The 18,398-nt window shown below is 65.0% G+C and carries 12 protein-coding genes; 4 read left to right on the forward strand and 8 right to left on the reverse strand.

The genetic code is table 11. The features are described from left to right. Positions 1–96: 96 nt before the first annotated feature. Positions 97–291: a type II CBASS E2 protein gene (locus AC07UH_RS15710; protein WP_495180986.1), complete on the reverse strand. Its 195-nt coding sequence runs from the start codon at positions 289–291 to the stop codon at positions 97–99. Between the two features lie 257 nt (positions 292–548). Beyond that, positions 549–977, reverse strand: a complete 429-nt coding sequence (locus tag AC07UH_RS15715; protein ID WP_495180987.1) for a hypothetical protein — start codon at positions 975–977, stop codon at positions 549–551. A 543-nt stretch (positions 978–1,520) separates the two neighbouring features. Here AC07UH_RS15715 and AC07UH_RS15720 point away from each other — a divergent pair. Genes AC07UH_RS15720 through AC07UH_RS15735 form a run of 4 tightly spaced genes read left to right on the forward strand, consistent with a single transcriptional unit; the run spans position 1,521 to position 8,261 of the window. After that, positions 1,521–2,810 (forward strand): MFS transporter, encoded by a 1,290-nt coding sequence (locus tag AC07UH_RS15720; RefSeq protein ID WP_495180989.1) that lies wholly within the window; start codon positions 1,521–1,523, stop codon positions 2,808–2,810. Further along, positions 2,807–4,912 carry an alpha-galactosidase gene (locus AC07UH_RS15725; protein ID WP_495180990.1) on the forward strand — a complete coding sequence of 702 codons (2,106 nt, stop codon included), beginning with the start codon at positions 2,807–2,809 and terminating at the stop codon, positions 4,910–4,912. The genes AC07UH_RS15720 and AC07UH_RS15725 overlap by 4 nt, the downstream gene beginning before the upstream one ends. After that, positions 4,909–6,066 carry a glycoside hydrolase family 68 protein gene (locus tag AC07UH_RS15730; RefSeq protein ID WP_495180991.1) on the forward strand — a complete coding sequence of 386 codons (1,158 nt, stop codon included), beginning with the start codon at positions 4,909–4,911 and terminating at the stop codon, positions 6,064–6,066. The genes AC07UH_RS15725 and AC07UH_RS15730 overlap by 4 nt, the downstream gene beginning before the upstream one ends. Then, complete coding sequence (locus tag AC07UH_RS15735; protein WP_495181170.1) at positions 6,066–8,261, forward strand: alpha-galactosidase; 2,196 nt, start codon at positions 6,066–6,068, stop codon at positions 8,259–8,261. Before AC07UH_RS15730 ends, AC07UH_RS15735 begins: the two co-directional genes overlap by 1 nt. On the opposite strand, the gene AC07UH_RS15740 is transcribed toward AC07UH_RS15735, so the two are convergent. The 6 genes from AC07UH_RS15740 to AC07UH_RS15765 form a co-directional block, all read right to left on the reverse strand. Continuing rightward, on the reverse strand, positions 8,258–9,277 hold the full coding sequence (locus tag AC07UH_RS15740; RefSeq protein ID WP_495180992.1) for a LacI family DNA-binding transcriptional regulator: 1,020 nt from the start codon (positions 9,275–9,277) through the stop codon (positions 8,258–8,260). The two genes, AC07UH_RS15735 and AC07UH_RS15740, sit on opposite strands and share 4 nt — an antisense overlap. 78 nt (positions 9,278–9,355) lie before the next feature. Then, on the reverse strand, positions 9,356–11,914 hold the full coding sequence (locus tag AC07UH_RS15745; protein ID WP_495180993.1) for a TonB-dependent receptor domain-containing protein: 2,559 nt from the start codon (positions 11,912–11,914) through the stop codon (positions 9,356–9,358). 111 nt (positions 11,915–12,025) lie between these two features. Further along, the gene (locus tag AC07UH_RS15750; RefSeq protein WP_495189959.1) at positions 12,026–13,543 is read right to left on the reverse strand and encodes a tryptophan halogenase family protein; all 1,518 of its coding nucleotides are present in this window, start codon (positions 13,541–13,543) and stop codon (positions 12,026–12,028) included. A 251-nt stretch (positions 13,544–13,794) separates the two neighbouring features. Continuing rightward, complete coding sequence (locus AC07UH_RS15755) at positions 13,795–15,351, reverse strand: family 43 glycosylhydrolase (RefSeq protein WP_495180995.1); 1,557 nt, start codon at positions 15,349–15,351, stop codon at positions 13,795–13,797. Positions 15,352–16,143: 792 nt separating this feature from the next. Then, the gene (locus tag AC07UH_RS15760) at positions 16,144–17,337 is read right to left on the reverse strand and encodes an IS91 family transposase (protein ID WP_495180996.1); all 1,194 of its coding nucleotides are present in this window, start codon (positions 17,335–17,337) and stop codon (positions 16,144–16,146) included. Between the two features lie 7 nt (positions 17,338–17,344). After that, positions 17,345–18,247, reverse strand: coding sequence for a tyrosine-type recombinase/integrase (locus tag AC07UH_RS15765; protein WP_495180997.1), 903 nt, complete (start codon positions 18,245–18,247; stop codon positions 17,345–17,347). Positions 18,248–18,398: the final 151 nt, after the last annotated feature.

Genomic DNA, 18,398 nt, shown 5'->3' on the forward strand with positions numbered 1-18,398 from the left:
GACACCGCCCCCGCGCCGCGTGCCCATATGATCTGCCGCGTCACGTTGCGGAGCCTGTTGCTTCGACCCCGAGCGCAGCCGCCTTCAGCGCCGACGTCACCTAGACATCCTGCGGCGCCGACGCGTCCTGGGCCTGTCCCCGGGATGCACGCCGCCGCCACGCCATTCACCGGACCAGAGCCACTCCTCGAAGTAGAACAGCCAGAGAGCGGTCCACGGTATCATCGTCAGATCCAGCCGCTGATCCGGCGTCCATTCGTAGGCGTCGGGAAGATACAGGCAGATCTGCATCGGCGTTTCGGAGTAGACGTGCGGAATGCGGCGGCCGGCGGCGAGTGCGACAGGTCAGGCGTTTCGATCACGATCCGCGGCGCCGTCGTCAACGCATAGTCCAGCCGCGCGATGTAGCTGCGCCCGAGCGGATCAGGCCTTACCGGAAAACGCCAGGTGAGGCGTTCGCGTCGCAATCGCCCCTCGCCGGTTACGTGGCTCGCGGTACGCAGCGCCAGGTACTGCTCGGCTGCGGTAAGTGCCCGGCGTTCCATCGCTCAGCGGCCGAAGAAGGTGTTCGACCGGACGGGGGCTGACGACGCCCTCGAAGGGGCAGTCGCCGCGACGAGCCCGGCAGCCCCGTACCGCAGCGTCCCCGCCGCCCGTTCGCGAGTGGTAGTATCCCTGATGTGACCGATCGCGACGTCGGCGGGGGTGCCGCCGAGCGCCTTCTCGATCCGCTCGCCGATGAGATCGAGGCCGTCGATCGAGCAGAGATCCGCCAAGTCGGCGGCGAGCGCCCGGTGCCACGAGAAGAAGGAGGCTGCGCAATCCGGGTGATCGTTCCAGCGCTCGGCAAAGTTCTCGCCCGCGATCGTCTCGTTCCAGTTGCACCAGCGGCCGCCTTCGTGACCTATTGTGTCCGGCATGTGCCGCACGACGTCCACGAGAAGATCGTACTCGTTATCGTAGACGGCGTTGAACACGCACCACTCGTAGCTCCGCGCGAGCAGCGTCGTGACGATGACGGAGATCGGCGCGCACTCACCCCTGCGGCGAAATGCACGTCGCGGTGACGCTTGGCGATCTGCACCGCCCGGCGAAGCAGCCCCTTGAACCCGCCCGCTTCGGGATAGGGTTCGACGCTGGCGTTCGCCGCCCGGTCGGCGAACAGTTCGCGCAGGATCTCAAGACGCTGACGTAGGCGGACCTTTCCTGCACATTGCCTCCCGATCCCTCTCCAACACGCGCTTCAGGACGACGAAGTCGGGAACAGGTTACGGAAAACGGCCGCCCCCGGCGGCATCGAGAAGACCGATCCTGCCTTGGCAGTCCCGCCAGACCCTCTTCTCATGTGCGCCAAACGATCCGGACATGCCGGCTAAAACTTTTCGCAATCGATTGTTGTGCACCCTGGCTTATTGCTGATATGCCCCGCTGACGCCTGCGAAGATGGGCATCAGCCATTGAGGATGTCGATGCCCCTGCCCGGTTCGAAGCCACACCTATCGCTACCGCGAATCCTCGAGATGAACCTCGGCTTCCTCGGTCTCCAATTCTCGTTCGGGCTGCAGCAGGGGAATATGGCGCCGATCTACAGCTATCTAGGAGCTTCGGAGGCGTCGCTGCCGCTCCTGCAACTGGCGGGACCGATGACCGGTCTGCTTGTCCAGCCCCTGATCGGTGCGATGAGCGACCGGACCGACAGCCGCTGGGGGCGACGAACGCCGTATTTCCTGATGGGAGCGTTGCTCTGCGCGGCAGGCTTGTTCTTCATGCCGCTGAGTTCGTCGCTGCTGATGGCGGTGTCGATGCTGTGGATCCTCGATGCCGGCAACAACATCACGATGGAACCGTATCGTGCCTATGTTTCCGACCGGCTGAACGAGGACCAGCACCAGATCGGGTTCCTGACGCAGAGCGCCTTCACCGGCCTCGCGCAGATGCTGGCGTTCCTTACCCCGTCGCTGCTGGTCTGGGCGGGGATGAACCAGGACTGGGTCGATGCGCACAACATCCCCTATACGGCGCGGATCGCCTTCATGGTCGGCGCGGCGTTGAGCTTCACGACAATCCTTTGGTCGATCCGCCGGGTTCCCGAACTGCCGTTGTCGGCGGAGGAGAAGCTTCGGATCGCCGCCGAGCCCAAAGGGTTCGGCGCGATGCTGGCAGAGATCGGATCGGCGATCCACGACATGCCCGTTGCCATGCGCAAGCTGGCGCTGATGAGCTTGTTCCAATGGTATGCGATGGCCGCATACTGGGCCTATGTCATCTATTCGGTCGGGCGATCGGTGTACCGCACCGACGTACCGACATCCTCCGGCTTCCATTCCGCGGTGCTGACCAACGGCGAGATGGCGGCGTGGTATAACGGCGTCGCCTTCGTCGCGGCATTCGCGATGGTGCCGCTGGCGAGGCGGATGGGCGCGGCGAGCCTGCATGCCGCCTGCCTGATCCTGGCGGGCGCCGGCATGCTGTGGCTGCCGCACGTCACGGACAAAGCCATGCTGTTTCTGCCCGCGATCGGCATCGGCATCGGCTGGGCCAGCATCATGGGCAATCCGTACGTCATCCTGGCCGGGGCGATCCCGGCGGAACGAACCGGCGTCTATATGGGCATCTTCAACATGATGATCGTGATCCCGATGCTGGTCTTCTCGGGTACGATGTGGCTGTTCTACGACCGATTGCTCGGCAGTGACCCGCGGAACGTCCTGACATTGTGCGGTGTGCTCATGTTCGCGGCAGCCGCGGCGGTCTGGAGCGTGCGCGAGCGCAATGCTCAGGGACTCCCCGTCGGAGCCAGCGCCCGATGATCGTACACAACGGACCAACCACCAGTCTGGTGCTGGAAGCACGTGGCGATCGGCCGCCGGTATGGCGGTGGTGGGGGCCAAAGGTCGATGCCGCGGCCTTGCCGCCGCTTGCCGACGTCCGTCCGCCGACGTCCTTCTCGCTCGACGTGGATCAGCCGCTGACCGTGACGCCGGCGTTCGGCTCCGGCTGGTTCGGATCGCCGGCACTGCGCGCGCATCGGGCGGGACGGGCCTTCGCGCACTGGTTCGAGACCCGGTCGATCGTGGCGAGGGACGACGGGATCGTCGTCACGCTGGTCGATCCGACCGCGCGTGTCACCGTGGTTCAGCGGATTTCCGTCCGCGGTGACGGCATCACGCTTTCGGCGAGCGTGATCAACGATGGCGACGGTGTGCTCGACGTCGAATGGCTCGCCGCGGGAACCCTGCCGCTGCCGGCCGACTGCACCGGCATCCGCAGCTTCCAGGGCCGTCACAACGCCGAGTTCGTCCCGCAGGTCGAACCGATGCCGTCGCACGGCTGGTTGCGCGAGAACCGGCGCGGGCTGACCGGGCACGCCGGGCCACCGGGCCTGTTCGTCATGGGACCGGATGCGGGATGGCACGGCGGCCGCGTGCATGCGGCCCAACTGGCCTGGTCGGGCAACCACCGGCTGTCGATCGAGCGCGACGACGATGGCGTATGGCTGCTCCAGATGGGCGAGGCGCCGGCACCGGGGGAATGCCGGCTCGCACCGGGCGAGCGCTACGACACGCCGGACATGCTGGCGGTATGTTCGGTCGCCGGGCTGAATGGCGCGATGCAGGGCTTTCACACGGCGATCCGCGGCCGCGCGCCCTGGCCGGCAACGGGGATGCCGCCACGCGCCGTGCATGTGAACAGCTGGGAAGGGTTCTACTTCGACCATGACGAGGCGGCGCTGATGGCGCTCGCGGATCGCTCCGCCGCCTTGGGCGTCGAGCGGTTCGTGCTCGACGACGGCTGGTTCAAGGGGCGCGACGACGACACCGCGGCGTTGGGCGACTGGGTGACGGATCGCACCAAATATCCGAACGGGCTGGCGCCGCTGGCGAATCACGTCGTGGCCCTCGGCATGACGTTCGGGCTGTGGATCGAGCCGGAGATGGTCAACCCGGACAGCGATCTGGCGCGGACGCATCCCGATTGGGCATTGCAGGCGGATGGTGTTCCGTTGCTGACGTCGCGGCATCAGCTGGTGCTGGATCTCGGTCGGGCGGAGGTGCGGGACTATCTGTTCGAGGCGATCGATGCCCTGCTGCGGGATCTGCCGATCGCCTATCTGAAATGGGATCACAACCGCGACCTGGCACCCGCGGGGGGCGCGGACGGACGGCCCGGCTATCATGCACAGATCGTCGGCGCCTACGCCGTGCTCGACCGCCTGCGGGTGGGGCATCCGGCGGTGGAGATCGAGGCCTGTGCAGGCGGTGGCGGGCGCATCGACGCCGGTATCGCGGCGCGGACACACCGTTTCTGGACCAGCGATTGTATCGACGCGGTCAGCAGGGTGCGGATGCAGCGGGGGTATCTGCACTTCATGCCGCCGGAGATGATGGGCAGCCATGTCGGCGCCAGCCCGGCACATTCCACCGGGCGGCGACAGGGCATGGCGTTCCGCGCTGCGGTCGCGCTTCCCGGGCATTTCGGGGTCGAGCTGGATCCCGCGACGCTGACCGATCGGGATGCGGCGGTGCTCGGCGAGGCGATCTCGCGGTACAAGACGCTACGGGATCGGCTTCACACGGGCCGCGTCTGGCTGGGCGACGGACCCGACGGGCTGGTCTGGCAGATGCATGGTGACATCGGCGACCTGTTGCTGAGCGTGACGCGGATCGATCCGACGATCGTCCGCCGTCCGCCCGCGGTGACGCTGCCGCCGCTGGCCGGTGCCGGGCCGGTGCGTGTCCGCCTGATCGACCTTGCGAGCGAAGACGGACACCCGCCGCCCGATGCCCCTCTGTTCGCCCGGATGCGGGCGGAGGGCGTGCTGTTCGACGGCGACTGGCTGGCACAGGCCGGTCTCCCGATCCCGATGATGAAGGCGGAGAGCGTCGCGCTGTTCGCACTGGAGACACCATGATCCCGACCGCTCCCTCCCCGGCTTTTCGCGATGATCCTGAAATCCCGACGCCCTGGACCGAGGCGCAGGCACGAAGGGCGGCGGACCAGCCCGCCGCGGCGCTTCCGGTCATCATGGCGACCGATGTCGTGCCGATCATCGCCGGTCACGACCTGTGGGATATGTGGCAGATCGCCGATGCCGACGGCCGGACGGTGATCGTCGAGGGCTGCAGCTGGTGGTTCTTCCTCGCGACGCCGCGGTTCGCCGATCCCGACGACCGGCACGACGCGGCGCGCATCCGGCTGACCAGCCATGGCGCGGACGGCTGGCGCGATCATGGAAATGCCTTTCCGGACGGGTTCACACCGGGCAGCCGCGAATGGTCGGGGTCGGCAGTGCTGGACGACGATGGCGTCACGCTGACGATGTATTTCACCGCATCGGGGCGCAAAGGCGGACCGCGCACCTTCGAACAGCGACTGTTCGAAACGCGCGGGCGCTTCGCCGACGGGCGGGTTGGCTACTGGAGAATGCCGATCGAGTCCATCGCGGCGGATGGCGAATTGTACCTCCGCGCCGACCAGGTGGACGCAGTGGACGGCCGCATCAAGGGCTTCCGCGATCCCGGATATTTCCGCGACCCTGCGGATAACGCCGAATATCTGCTGTTCAGCGGATCGGCGGGCCGGGTCGACGACGTGCATGATGGCGTTGTCGGTGTCGCGCGCCGGGCGAGCAGCGACGATGCGTGGACGCTGGCACCGCCGCTGGTCGAAGCGATCGGCGTCAATAGCGAGCTGGAACGCCCGCACATCGTGCACCGCGACGGCCTGTATTATCTGTTCTGGTCGACCCAGGCGAAGCGCTTCGCCGATGGCCTTGGCGCGCCGACCGGATTGTACGGCATGGTCGCATCCGACATGACGGGCCCCTGGCGACCGCTCAACGGTTCGGGCCTCGTCGCCGCAAATCCGCCGGCGGAGCCGTATCAGGGCTATTGCTGGTGGGTGACGGGCGAAGGCGACGTCATCAGCTTCGTCGATTTCTGGGGGTTGGCCGGCAAGCCGCTGGATGACGCGACGGTCCGCCGCGCGCATTTCGGCGGAACGGCGGCGCCCTGGTTCCGGCTGGCGTTGCAGGGCGATACGGCGACCATCATGGTGCCGCGGTGATGCGACGCCTGTGGCTCGGCCTGCCGTTCGTGGTTCTGGCGATACCGGCGCAGGCGCGGGTTACGGCAGCGCCGGGCGCGCGGGTGTTCCGGCTCGATGGCAACGGCGTGACCTATGCGCTCGGTATCGACGACAAGGGCTATCTGCGATCGATCCACTGGGGCGGTGCCGTAGCCGAGAGCGATCCCATCGTCGTGCCGATCGTCACCGAACCGTCGAGCTTCGATCCGACACCCACCGTGACGGCGCAGGAGTTTCCGGGGCAAGGCGAAGGGCTGGTCACCGAACCGGGCGTCGAAGTTGCGTTTGCGGACGGCAATCGCGACCTCGTCCTCAAATACCGCAGCCACCGCGTCGATGGCGAAACGCTGACGGTCGAACTGGCCGATATCGCGCAGCCCTTCACGGCGACCCTGCGCTACACGATCGATCCCGACACGGGCATCCTCGCGCGCTCGGCGACCATCCACAATGGCAGCCGTCGCCCGGTGCGGGTCGATCAGCTCGCCGCGGCGGTGTTCACGCTGCCGAGCGGCGACGATTATCGTCTGAACTATCTGACCGGGCGGCATGCCGCGGAATGGACGTTGAAGACGGTGCCGGTCACGCCGGCCCTGACGGTGATCGAAAGCCGGCGCGGCCTGACCGGCCATGGCAACAACCCATGGTTCGCGATCGGCAAAGAGGGCAAGACCGCCGAGGAAAGCGGCCCCGTGTGGTTCGGCGCCCTCGCCTGGTCAGGCTCGTTCCGGATCAGCGTCGCCCAGGACGTGCTTGGTCGGGTGAGGATTGCGGCGGGGTACAATCCTTACGATTTCGCGTGGCGACTGAAGCCGGGCGAAACGCTGGAGACGCCGGTCTTCTATGCCGGATATTCGGATCATGGCATGGGCGGCGCATCGCGTACCTTCCACGATTTTCAACTCGCACACATTTTGGCGGACCATGCCCGCGCGAAGCTGCGCCCGGTGCTGTACAACAGCTGGGAAGCAACCGCGTTCGACGTAACGGAATCAGGGCAGATGGCGCTCGCGGAGAAGGCGGCGGCGATCGGTGCCGAGCGGTTTGTGGTGGACGATGGCTGGTTCGGCGCACGTGACAGCGACCGCGCCGGACTGGGCGACTGGACCGTCAACCCGCGCAAATTCCCCAATGGGCTGAAGCCGCTGATCGATAAGGTGAAGTCGCTCGGTATGGATTTCGGCCTGTGGGTCGAACCGGAATCGGTCAATCCCGACAGTGACCTGTATCGCAAACATCCCGATTGGGTGATTGCCTTCCCCGGGCGTCCCCGCACCGAAGCGCGCAACCAGCTCGTCCTGAACCTCGCGCGTGCCGATGTCCGCGCGCATGTCCTCGGCTGGCTCGACCGGCTGGTGAGCGAGAACGACATCGCCTTCCTCAAATGGGACGTCAACCGCCGCTGGACCGAACCGGGCTGGCCCGGGCAGGCACCCGAGGATCAGCAAAGGCTTTATGTGGACTATGTCCGCAACCTGTACGCGATCCTCGATACGCTGCGGCAGCGCCATCCGGGTCTGGAAATCGAGGGGTGCGCGGGGGGTGGCGGCCGCGTCGATCTGGGGATGATGGCGCGGGTCGACGAGGTTTGGCCATCGGACAATACCGATCCATCGGACCGGCTCGCAATCCAGGACGGCTTCACCCGCGCGTATGCGCCCGCAACGATGATGGCGTGGGTGACCGATAGCCCCAATTGGGCGAACACGCGTGTCACCTCGCTCGACTATCGGTTCCTGTCCGCGATGCAGGGCGGGCTTGGGATCGGCGCGAACCTGATCAAATGGCAGGCGGAGGACTTTGCGACCGCGACGAAATGGATCGCTGCCTACAAGACCATTCGCCCGACCGTGCAGCGCGGAAAACTCTATCGCTTGGTAAGCCCCGATGCGTCGGTCTCGACGTCCGCGACGATGTACGTGGGCCGGGATCAGCGACAGGCGGTGCTGTTCCAGATGCTGCATTCATCGATGTGGCGCGACAACCCGGGTGCGATCCTGCCGTTGGGGCTGGCGCCTGAACAGCGCTACAGGGTGCGGATGCTTGGTGGCGGTGCACTGCCGGCAGGCATACCCATGATCGCTAGCGGGCGCTATTGGATGACGCAGGGCATTCGTGCGCCGCTCAAGGGTGATTTCGTGGGAGCGGCCTTCGTTTTCGAGGCGGCACCCTAGGCACTGTCGCGAACGATCAGGCGAGGCGTCATTTCCAGAGACGGTGTGTCTTCACCCTTCATCCGGGCGAAAAGCGCGTCGATCATGGCGGTGCTGCCGATCGCGAGATCCTGGCGGACCGTCGTGATCGACGGGATCATCTGTTCGGTAAAGGGCAGATCGTCGAAGCCGGTGACCCTGATGTCGCCCGGTACGGAAAGGCCGCGTTCGGTCAACGTGCGGATCGTCTGACGCGCTATCACATCAGAGGCACAGGCGATCGCGTCGATCTTTCCCGAAACCCGGTCGAGGTTCGCGGCGATCTCTTCGCCCATCACGTCGGATGCCATGTGCGTGTCCAGCTGGATCGGTGGCGCAATGCCCGCCGCCTGGGCCGCGTCACATAAACCGCGGTGGCGTTCGGTAATCTCGAGTGTGCGGATTTCGCCCATAAAGGCGATGCGGGTCGAGCCCCGGGCGATCAGATGCTCGCCGACCAATCGGCCGCCACCGAAGTTGTCGACGCCGATCGCGCAGTGTCGCTGGCCCGGCACATGACTGCCCCATACGACCAACGGCTGGTAATCCTGTGCGACGGCTTCGATGACGTCGAACTGGTCGGATTGCCCGATGAGCAGGACGCCATCGACCATCCCGGATCGGACCACTCGGCTTAGCCAGTCTTCGGCATCGGGGATGATGCGCGACAGCATGATGTCATAGCCGCGCTCGGTCAGCGCATCGGCAAGATGCCCGAATAGCGTCAGGAAAAACGGGTCGGAGACATGCTGACGGCGTTCGTGACCGAGCGGCACGGCGATGCCGATCACACCCGTACGTTGCGTTCGCAGCCGGCGAGCCATCTGATTGGGTTGGAAATTGTGCTGCGCCGCGAGCGCCTCGATCCGCAATCGCGTTTCGTCGTTCACCACCGTGCTGCCGGCGAGCGCGCGCGATACCGTACCCGCGTGAACACCGGCGAGACGAGCGAGATCCGCGAGGGTTCGAATGGTGACGCCGGGCTTTGCTTTCGTCATGTGGCCAGCACTAACCCGGCGACAATCCAAACAAAAGGACGGAGCACGGCGTTGCCGCACTCCGTCCACCGGGGAGGATCAGAAGCGGTAACGGACCGAGCCCGTGACCGTACGGCCATAAAGAGCGGTATTGCTGAATACGGCGCTGGAGGAGGACAGGATCGGGCTGAGGCTGCCGCCACCACGGAAGCCGAGCTTGTCGAACAGGTTGTTGACGTTGAGGCCCAGCTCGACGCGCTCGACCGGGCGTACCGTCACGAAGCCGTTGACGAAGGTCGACCCCTTGATCGTGTAGAGGTTGAAATCGTCCGACTTGGTGCTGGTCTGACCATTCACGCTAACGCCGAAGGCCACGATCCCGGCGTCGTACGATGGCGAAACGACGAAGAGGAATTCGGGAAGCCCGCCCGGACGATTGCCGACCAGCGCGGCCGTGCCGCTGCTGGTGATCTTGGAATTCGAATAGGTCGCATCCGCGGCAAGGTGGAAGTTGCCCGCGGTGACCCGGCTGGTAAATTCGATACCGTAAGACCGATAGCCGTTCGAGATGTTCGGATCGTTGTTCGGGGCCGGCAGGCTGATGCGGGTGAAGTCGTAATTGTTCTCGGTCAGCGTGGAGTGGAAGCCGGTGATCTCAACCGAATAGGATCCACCGAACACTCCGCCACGCTGCTTCAGCCCGATTTCCTGCTGATTGAGGAAATTGACCGACGTCGATTGGCCTTGCGCGTTCAGCGATCCGTCGGCGTTGAAATTGCCGGACAGTACCCGGCGATCGGCGTTGAAGCGGCCGCCGCGGCTGGCGCGCGCGAACACGCTGGTGCTGGTATCGAAGGCGTAGAGCGCGCCCAGCGACCAGCTGACATAATGGTCCGTGTAGTCGATGTTCTCGACCGTGTTGCTCAGCACCAGCGACGGGATCAGCGCCGATCCCAGCGCATCGGCGACACGCGTCGTCGGCCCGGCGACGCCACCCTGCGCGGTGCCCTCGCCATGTACACTGTCATAGCGGACGCTGGCATCGAGGTTCAGTCCGCCGAGCTCGTAACCGACCTGCAGGAACGGCGCGGTGTCGGTATAGGTCAGGTCGACGCGCCGCGCGCAGCAGCTGCCCCAATTGTCGTTGAACCCCGCCTGGCCCGCGGCAGTCAGCTGCGTACCGGTGGTCGAGAACAGGTCGAGCGGCGCGGCGTTCTCGCCGTTCAACTCGCTGTACTGGCGGTTGACGTGCCAGTCCTGCACGATGTTCTGCTTCATCAGGAACACGCCGGTCGTCACCGTCGCCTTGCCCGGCCCAACATCGAACTTCCCGTTCAACGTCAGGTTGTTGACGAAGTTATTCATGTTCTTCATCAACGTGTTGATGTTCGGATTGGTGTTGACGTAGGTGCCTGTGTACACCTGTCCGACGTTCGGACCCGCGGCATAGCGAAGCGAGCCCACCGTGCTGCCGTTCACGGTCGAACCGATCACGCCGCCCGCGCCTGTGCGGGTCGCAACGTTGATGAACTGGGTGGTGAAATTGCCGTTGATCCACTGATAGCGGATGCTGTCGTCGATCGTGATATTGTCGGTCAGGTCGTAGTGGATTTGCGCGCCGATGCCGGTGACGCGCGGGTGGATGCCCTGTACCTCGGCATTCTTCACGCCGCCGCCATCGTAATCGAGATACTGGAAGCTGCGGTTGTAGATGGAATAGGACGAACCATCGCGACCGTCGAAGGTCGGCAGCGGTGAGAATCCGGTGATCTTCGTGCCGCTATAGGTCGCGAGCGACGGCGTCGTGGTGTTGGTCGGTGCCTGTTCGTCGAGCCGCTTGAAGTTCAGCCGGATGAAGCCGCGATTGTCGGCAAAGTCCTTGGTGAGGTTCGCCTTGATCTGGTAACCCCGAAGAATGTTGAAATTCTCGTTGGTCAGGCCGCCGCCGTTGCGGGCATAGCCACCGACATGGAAGCGCGTCGTATCGTCGATGGGAGCACCGTAATCGAAGTCGACGCGATGTTCACGATAACCGAGGCCGTTGCTGTACGCGACCTGGCCGCCGGCCTTGTCGCCGGTCTTGCTGAGGTAGTTGACGACGGCGCCCGGCGCCTGACTGGAGAAGGTCGAGGCGGAGCCGCCACGGACGGCCTCGACGCGCTGGACGTTCTGGTCGAAGCGCAGCCAGTAATCGTTGTTACCGAAGTTCATGTCACCGAACAGCACGACGGGCAGGCCGTCCTCCTGCAAGGCGACATATTCGGAACCACCGGTCGACACCGGGATGCCGCGTACGCCGATATTGGCATTGCCGCCCGGACCGGCGGTATCCGAAGGCTGCAAGCCCGGGATGTTGCGGAGCACTTCGGCTTCGGAGCGCGGCGTAAAGTTCTGGATCGCTTCCTGGCTGATCTGCGATACCGAGATCGAGCTGCGAAACCGCGAGCGTTCGCCGCTGGTCGCGGTGACGACGATGTCGTCGCTCTGCAGGCCCGCGTCAGGAATATCGCCCGCCTGGGTCACGGTGTCCGCACCGGTGGCGACGGGATTGGCGGTGGAGTTGGTCGCCTGAGGATCGGCGGTCTGCCCTGCAAAAGCAGGAGACGCCGCCAGCATCGCGATCGGCGACGTGCAGGCCAGCAGAACCTTCATCTTCATGGCAATCCCTCCTCGTACGCCCCGCTCCGGGGGCTATGGGATCGCACATACCAGCTTCACAATCGTTTGCAACACATCGTGCAATGGATTGCAGCATGCTTGCATCACATTTTATGCCATCGACCGGGTAAGACGCTGGAGGTAGCTCTCATGGGTCGGCATCGACCGTGCCATCGTCGCCATTGCTTCCGACAGGCGACCGATAAACGTGGTGCTTGCCGCCGCGGCTTTGGAACTGTCCAGCAGAGGGTCGGAACCAAGGGGATGGTTCAATTGGCCGATGTGGACGGCCAGCCAACTCGCGGGGCCGAATAGATCCATATCTCGAGCGATGAGACGGCCGCCCTGGCGGAAATGAGCAATCTTCAGCGCCAGCGTATCGGGTATCGTCATCGCCGCGCAGTCTCTCCACAGCGGCGCATCGTCACGCGACGTCAGCTTGTAATGCAGGATCAGGAAATCACGGATCCGCTCATATTCGGTGATAGCCACGCGATTGTACTCGTCGATCAGTAGCGGACTGAAATCTCGTGTTGGAAAATAGGCGAGCAGTTTGGCGATACCGGTTTGAATGAGGTGTATGCTCGTGGACTCAAGCGGCTCCATGAAGCCGCTTGCCAGTCCGATCGCTATCACGTTCCTGTTCCAGAACGTGCGACGGCGGCCGGTGGTGAAACGCAGCAGGCGGGGCTCGGACAGCGCCTCTCCGTCGAGGTTCGCCATGAGCGTCGCCGTGGCTTCGTCGTCGGAGATATGGCGGCTGCAATAGACATAACCGTTGCCGGTTCGATGTTGGAGCGGGATACGCCATTGCCATCCGGCCGCGCGTGCGGTGGATCGTGTATAGGGCGTCATACCGTCACCCCCTGTGGCGCAAGGCACGGCCACCGCACGGTCGCACGGCAGCCAATGTGTCCAGTCCTCGTAACCTGTGGCCAGCGCCCCGTCGATCAGCAGGCCTCGAAAGCCCGAGCAATCGACGAAGAAATCCGCATCGATCCGCCGCCCGTCCCGTAAACCGACGTGCGCGACATGGCCGGTTTCCCCGTGCAGCGCGACGTCGCCGACCCTGCCCTCAACGCGACTGACGCCACGTGCTTCGGCATAGCGGCGCAGGAGGGCGGCGTAGAGGCCGGCATCGAAATGATAAGCGTAATCGAACGTCGAGGCGACGCTGCGCGGATCCGTCATCGGCGCGGCGAACCGCCCCCGGCTGGCGGCGGCCCAAGCCATCGAGAGATCATCGAGCGGGATCGTGGATCCCGCCGCGCGTGCCGCCAGCCAGTGCTGATGCACCGCGACCAGATCGAACGGTTTGCCGAACGTACCGAAGGGGTGGAAATAACGATGGCCCAGCTTGGCCCAATCAACGAACTCGATGCCGAGCTTGAAACTACCTTTGGTCTCGCGAAGGAAGTCCGCCTCCGCGATGCCAAGCGTGTCATTGAACAGCCTGATCGGCGGGATCGTCGCCTCGCCTACGCCGACGGTCCCGATCTCATCGGACTCGACAAGAGTGATTTGGCACCGCTCGCCAAGGGCATGCGACAATGCCGCGGCGGTCATCCATCCGGCCGTACCACCCCCAACGATCAGAACGGAACGAATTGCAGCATTCGTATCATCCACGCCGCTTACCCCTTCGGTATCCCCTCGTGCGCATTCCGATGCCCATCGAGCCTCACCCATAGACGTCAAAAATTTCTCTGCAATCGAATGCGAAAGGGTCGAATTGCAGACTGGAGGGGTCGAGCGGCGAACCGCACTTCCGTGCGCTGCTTCAGGCCGTCACCGCAGCAACACCCGCCGGGCGTTGGAAAAGATGGCAGGGTCCGACATCGCCCGTCGGGTACCGGAGTATCAGGGACGAAAGTCGATCCTTACGCCAGCGCAGCCGAATAGCGGAAGTCGCGAAGGCGTACCTCACCTTTACCGGCCGCATATATACCGAGCCGCAGACTAAGGAAGCTGCCGAACACATTATGGTGGAACCCCGAGACCTCCATTCGCGTGTCGTGCCGCGTCCAGTTCCGCCCTTCATCGGTAGAGTAGGACTGCGTGACGACATGCTCGTCATTGCGTAGACGAAGGCGCAGCGTCCGCGTCTTATGCGGTTTGCGTGCCCAGCGAAGCTCATCCGAATATTCGAAGAGCTTGAGCGTGTCGGCAGTAAACCCCATCCCGACGTACGCTTTGTGGTTGTAGAACAACAATAGCCCCGCTTCCGCGTCTCCGATGAGATCGAGGGAAATCTCCGCTTCATAGGAACGATCGCCCACGATGCAGGTGAGCGGCGATGAATCGCCAGGCGACGCCCCCGTCGCGCGGATGAGGAGACCGTCGGGCTCGTATCGGGCGCGCCCACCCTCGCCTGCGGCCGGCTCGTGGAAGCTCCATTGTACGCCCATGCGATCACGCGAAAAATCGTCGGTCAGTGCCGGCGCGGAAGGGCCACCCTGCCCTTTCAACGGCTTGGGCATGGGTTGCGACAAGTCGCCGCCTTTTGCCCTGAACCAGCCGTCTGCGGTCCACTCGATCGGCGCGAGCAAGGTCTGACGACCCAGCGTCCTGAACCCGTTCTCGTAACCGTGATAGACCATCCACCAGTCACCACCCGGCCCTTCTACCAGCGTGGCGTGGCCGCGCGACCACCATGGTTCGTCCGTTGAGGTGGTACGCACCAGAGGGTTATGGGGGCAGTGTTCCCACGGTCCGTTCACGGAGCGGGATCGGGCCGCGATGACCATATGCCCCGTCGCCGGACCGGCGGTGCCACCAACAGCGGTAACGAGATAGAACCAGCCATTCCGTCGCAACAGCTTGGGCCCTTCGGGTGCAAAGTTCTCCGTCACCCAGTCATCCGGATAGTGCCATGGCGCATAAGCGGGTTCGAGGACGCCATCCGTCGCCAGGCCATCGGCGCGCAGCCTGATCCGCTTCACGCCATTTGTAAAAAGGTAGCGCCGGCCGTCTTCGCCGACAATGTGCCCCGGATCGATCTGCCCCATTATACCAAGGTCAATGGGCTTGCTCCACGGCCCGCGGATGTCGTCGGCCCAAATCACGAAGATCGACCAGCCCTTCCCCACGGGATCGGCGGGAATGTAGATGAAGTAGCGGCCATCGTGTTTCACCAGATCCACCGCCCAGATCACGCCGAGATTGTCGTGCAACGCCGGGCCGATCGGCGCCCAATTCACCAGGTCGGTCGAGTGCCAGATGACCAAGGCAGGATAGGAATAGAAAGACGAAAACGTCATGTAGTAATCATCGCCATCCTTCAGGATGGTGGGATCGGGATGGTCGCCTGCCACGATCGGATTGCGGAACATGCCATTGCCGAGGTCGGCCTTGCGTTGTCCGTCAGCCCCGACGCCCCAGCGCTTGCCGCTCTCGGCTGATGCCGCGGATGCAGGATCACGGGGGATCGCAGACATAGCAGGCACCAGCGGACCAGCTAGCGCTGCCTTCAACAGGCTACGTCGAGGAAAAGTCAAAGCCGGTCTCCGAGACTGTTTCTTCTTGGCGAGGTAACGTCAGGTTGCGATCACTTCGCCCAGCACGGTGCCGCTGGAGACGGCTTTTGCACAGATAGACGGATCTGACGATTGCACCTGGATGGATTTGAGAGCAAACCGCATTTGACGCATCCGAAATCTTTACGGCGTCAGGTCCGATACCGCAGCGCTTCCAGCACCAGGCTGAAGGCCGGTGAAGGCTGTCGGCGGCTGCCCACCTCGAATTGCTGGCGCGAACTGCGCGCATATTGATCGATCGCGCTTCTCAACGGACGCGCTTCCAATGGCGGGTTTCGGGATGACCCCGAATCCAACTGGATGACCGAGGAGGGGCGTCAAGCTGTCGACCAAGTGAGCCTGAACGAAGGGCTGCCTATGCCAACGGAACTCCCGAAAGCGGTCGGACCGTTCTCCTGAAGAGTTTCGGGCGCCGGTAGGCGTACGAAAGTCCTGGAAGCCCGAACCCGCGGGCCTCAACCGGTGCGCTATGGGGTTTTCGGGTTCAGCCGGGCTAAGCGCCGGGGTGCCACGGTGGGCGCGCGCGATGTCGTGGATGCAGACCGTCCGGATCCAAGCGGCGAAGTAGCTTTTCACCGGTAGATGACCGGCTTTCATGGGACCCGACGGCACCTGCGGCGGAGACCGGCACATGCCCGTCCGGTTCCGCAACCGTTGGCGCTGCGGGTCAGATGGCGAGCAAGCCATGCCGGGTCATGGTATCTGTGTCCCGGATAGAGGTCCCGAGGCGGGTGGCGCGCGAGGCTGGCGCCGACGCTCGAAGGTCTCGATGATGACCATGTGCCCACCACAGCATGGGCATGGCGGGCGCAGATCCGGCGGTTCAATCTCGGCAACGTCTGCGGGCGCCCGTGCGACCCCGAGCAGCCGGCGGACGTGGTCGAGCGTGGTCTTGCGGGTGGCGCCGGCGAGCAGGCCGTAGTGGCGGATGCGGTGGAAGCCCTTGGGCAGGACATGAAGCAGGAAGCGGCGGATGAACTCGTCGGCGGCTAGGGTCATGACCTGCTGCCGTTCGGCACCGGTACGGCGATAGTCCTTGTAGCGGAAGGTGACGCCGGTCTGGTCGAAGCGCAGCAGCCGGCTGTTCGAGATCGCGACGCGGTGGGTGTAGCGCGAGAGGTAAGCGAGCACCGTCTCGGGCCCGGCGAACGGCGGCTTGGCGTAGACGACCCAGCGCTTCTTCCGGACCGGTGACAGGTGACGCAGGAAGGCGCGCCGGTCGGCGAGATGCGCAAGGCTGCCGAAGAAGGCGAGCCGCCCGGCATCGTGGAGCGCCATCAGCCGGGTCAGGAACACGCGGCGGAACAGTTTGCCCAGCACTCGCACCGGCAGCAGGAAGGCCGGGCGTGACGACACCCAGCGGCTGCCGTCCGCCGACAACCCGCCGCCTGGGACAATCATGTGGATGTGCGGGTGGTGGGTCATCGCCGACCCCCACGTGTGAAGCACGGCCGTGATGCCGATGCGGGCACCGAGGTGCTTCGGGTCCGCAGCGATGGTCGTCATCGTCTCCGACGCCGCCTGGAAGAGCAGGCCGTAGAGAGCCGCCTTGTTCTGGAGCGCGACCTGAGCGACCTCGGCCGGCAGCGTGAACACGACGTGGAAGTAGCCGACCGGCAGCAGGTCGGCCTCGCGCTCGGCGAGCCAGGCGCGCGCGGCCGCGCCCTGATACCGCGGGCAGTGCCGATTGCGGCAGGAGTTGTAGGCGACCCGCCAGTGCCCACAGTCGGTGCAGGCCTCGACGTGCCCGCCCATGACCGCGGTGCGGCAGGTCTCTATCGCCGACATGACCTTGAGCTGGTCGAGGCTCAGGTGTCCGGCACGCGCCGCCCGGTATGCGGGACCGGCGGCGCGGAAGATGTCGGCGACCTCGAGCGAGGCGCGCAACGCCCGGTCAGCCGGGCGGACTCTCCTCGAGGGCGCTCGCCGTCAGCCGCTCGAGCGGGCTGGTCACGGCGCGCATCGTGCGAGTCGCGACCTTGGTGTAGAAGGCGGTCGTGTCGAGCCGGGCATGGCCGAGCAGCGCCTGGATGACGCGCACGTCGACGCCGTCCTCGAGCAGGTGCGTGGCAAAGCAGTGCCGCAGCGTGTGGGGTCCGATGCGCTTGTCCAAACCCGCGGCCCGGCCCGCCTCGACGACGACGCGGTGCAGCTGCCGGGCGCTCAGCGGCTTGAGGTAGTGCTGGCCGGGGAACAGCCAGCCGTCCGGGTGCATGACGCCCAGCTGCCGCCCGGCCTTCCACCACGCGCGCAGCAAGGTGAGCAGGCCTGCCGGCAGCATGGCGTTGCGGTACTGCCCGCCCGTGCCGCGCTCGACCCGGAGCAGCATCCGCTCGCTGTCGATGTCGCGCACCTTCAGCGCCGTCACCTCCGACGCGCGCAGGCCCGAGCCGTAGGCGACCGACAGCGCCGCCTGATGCTTGAGGCAGGTGGTGGCCGCCAGCAGCCGCGCCACCTCGTCCTGGCTCAGCACCACGGGCAGCTTGCGGGCGTGCCCCGTGCGGACAAGCCGACGTGCCAGGTCCGGCCGGTCGAGCGCCTGGGTGAAGAAGAACCGCAGCGCCGACACCATGCTGTTCATGGTCGGCACCGGCACCCCCAGGTCGCGCTGCTCGACCTGGAAGCGACGCACCTCCTCGGCCGTCGCCGTGTCGGGTGGACGCCCCAGAAACGTGGCGAACCGGCCGACGTCGCGAATGTAGTTGCGCTGCGTCTCGCGGCCGAACCGACGCATCTGCATGTCCTCGATGAGGCGCTGGCGCAACGGACTGACGGCGATGGGAATGAGGGTCGTCATGGTGGGGCTCCTTCTCGTGGAGCCCCGATGCTCTGCCTGTGACGAGCAGCGCTCAACCGACGCGCTACACCCGCGACGTCACCTCAACCTCGCCCCGCACGACCATCCCGCGGAGCGGGTTCGTGCATCCTCCAAGTCGCGACATCGGCGA

The organism is Sphingomonas sp. GW821-FHT04B01, assembly GCF_059420425.1.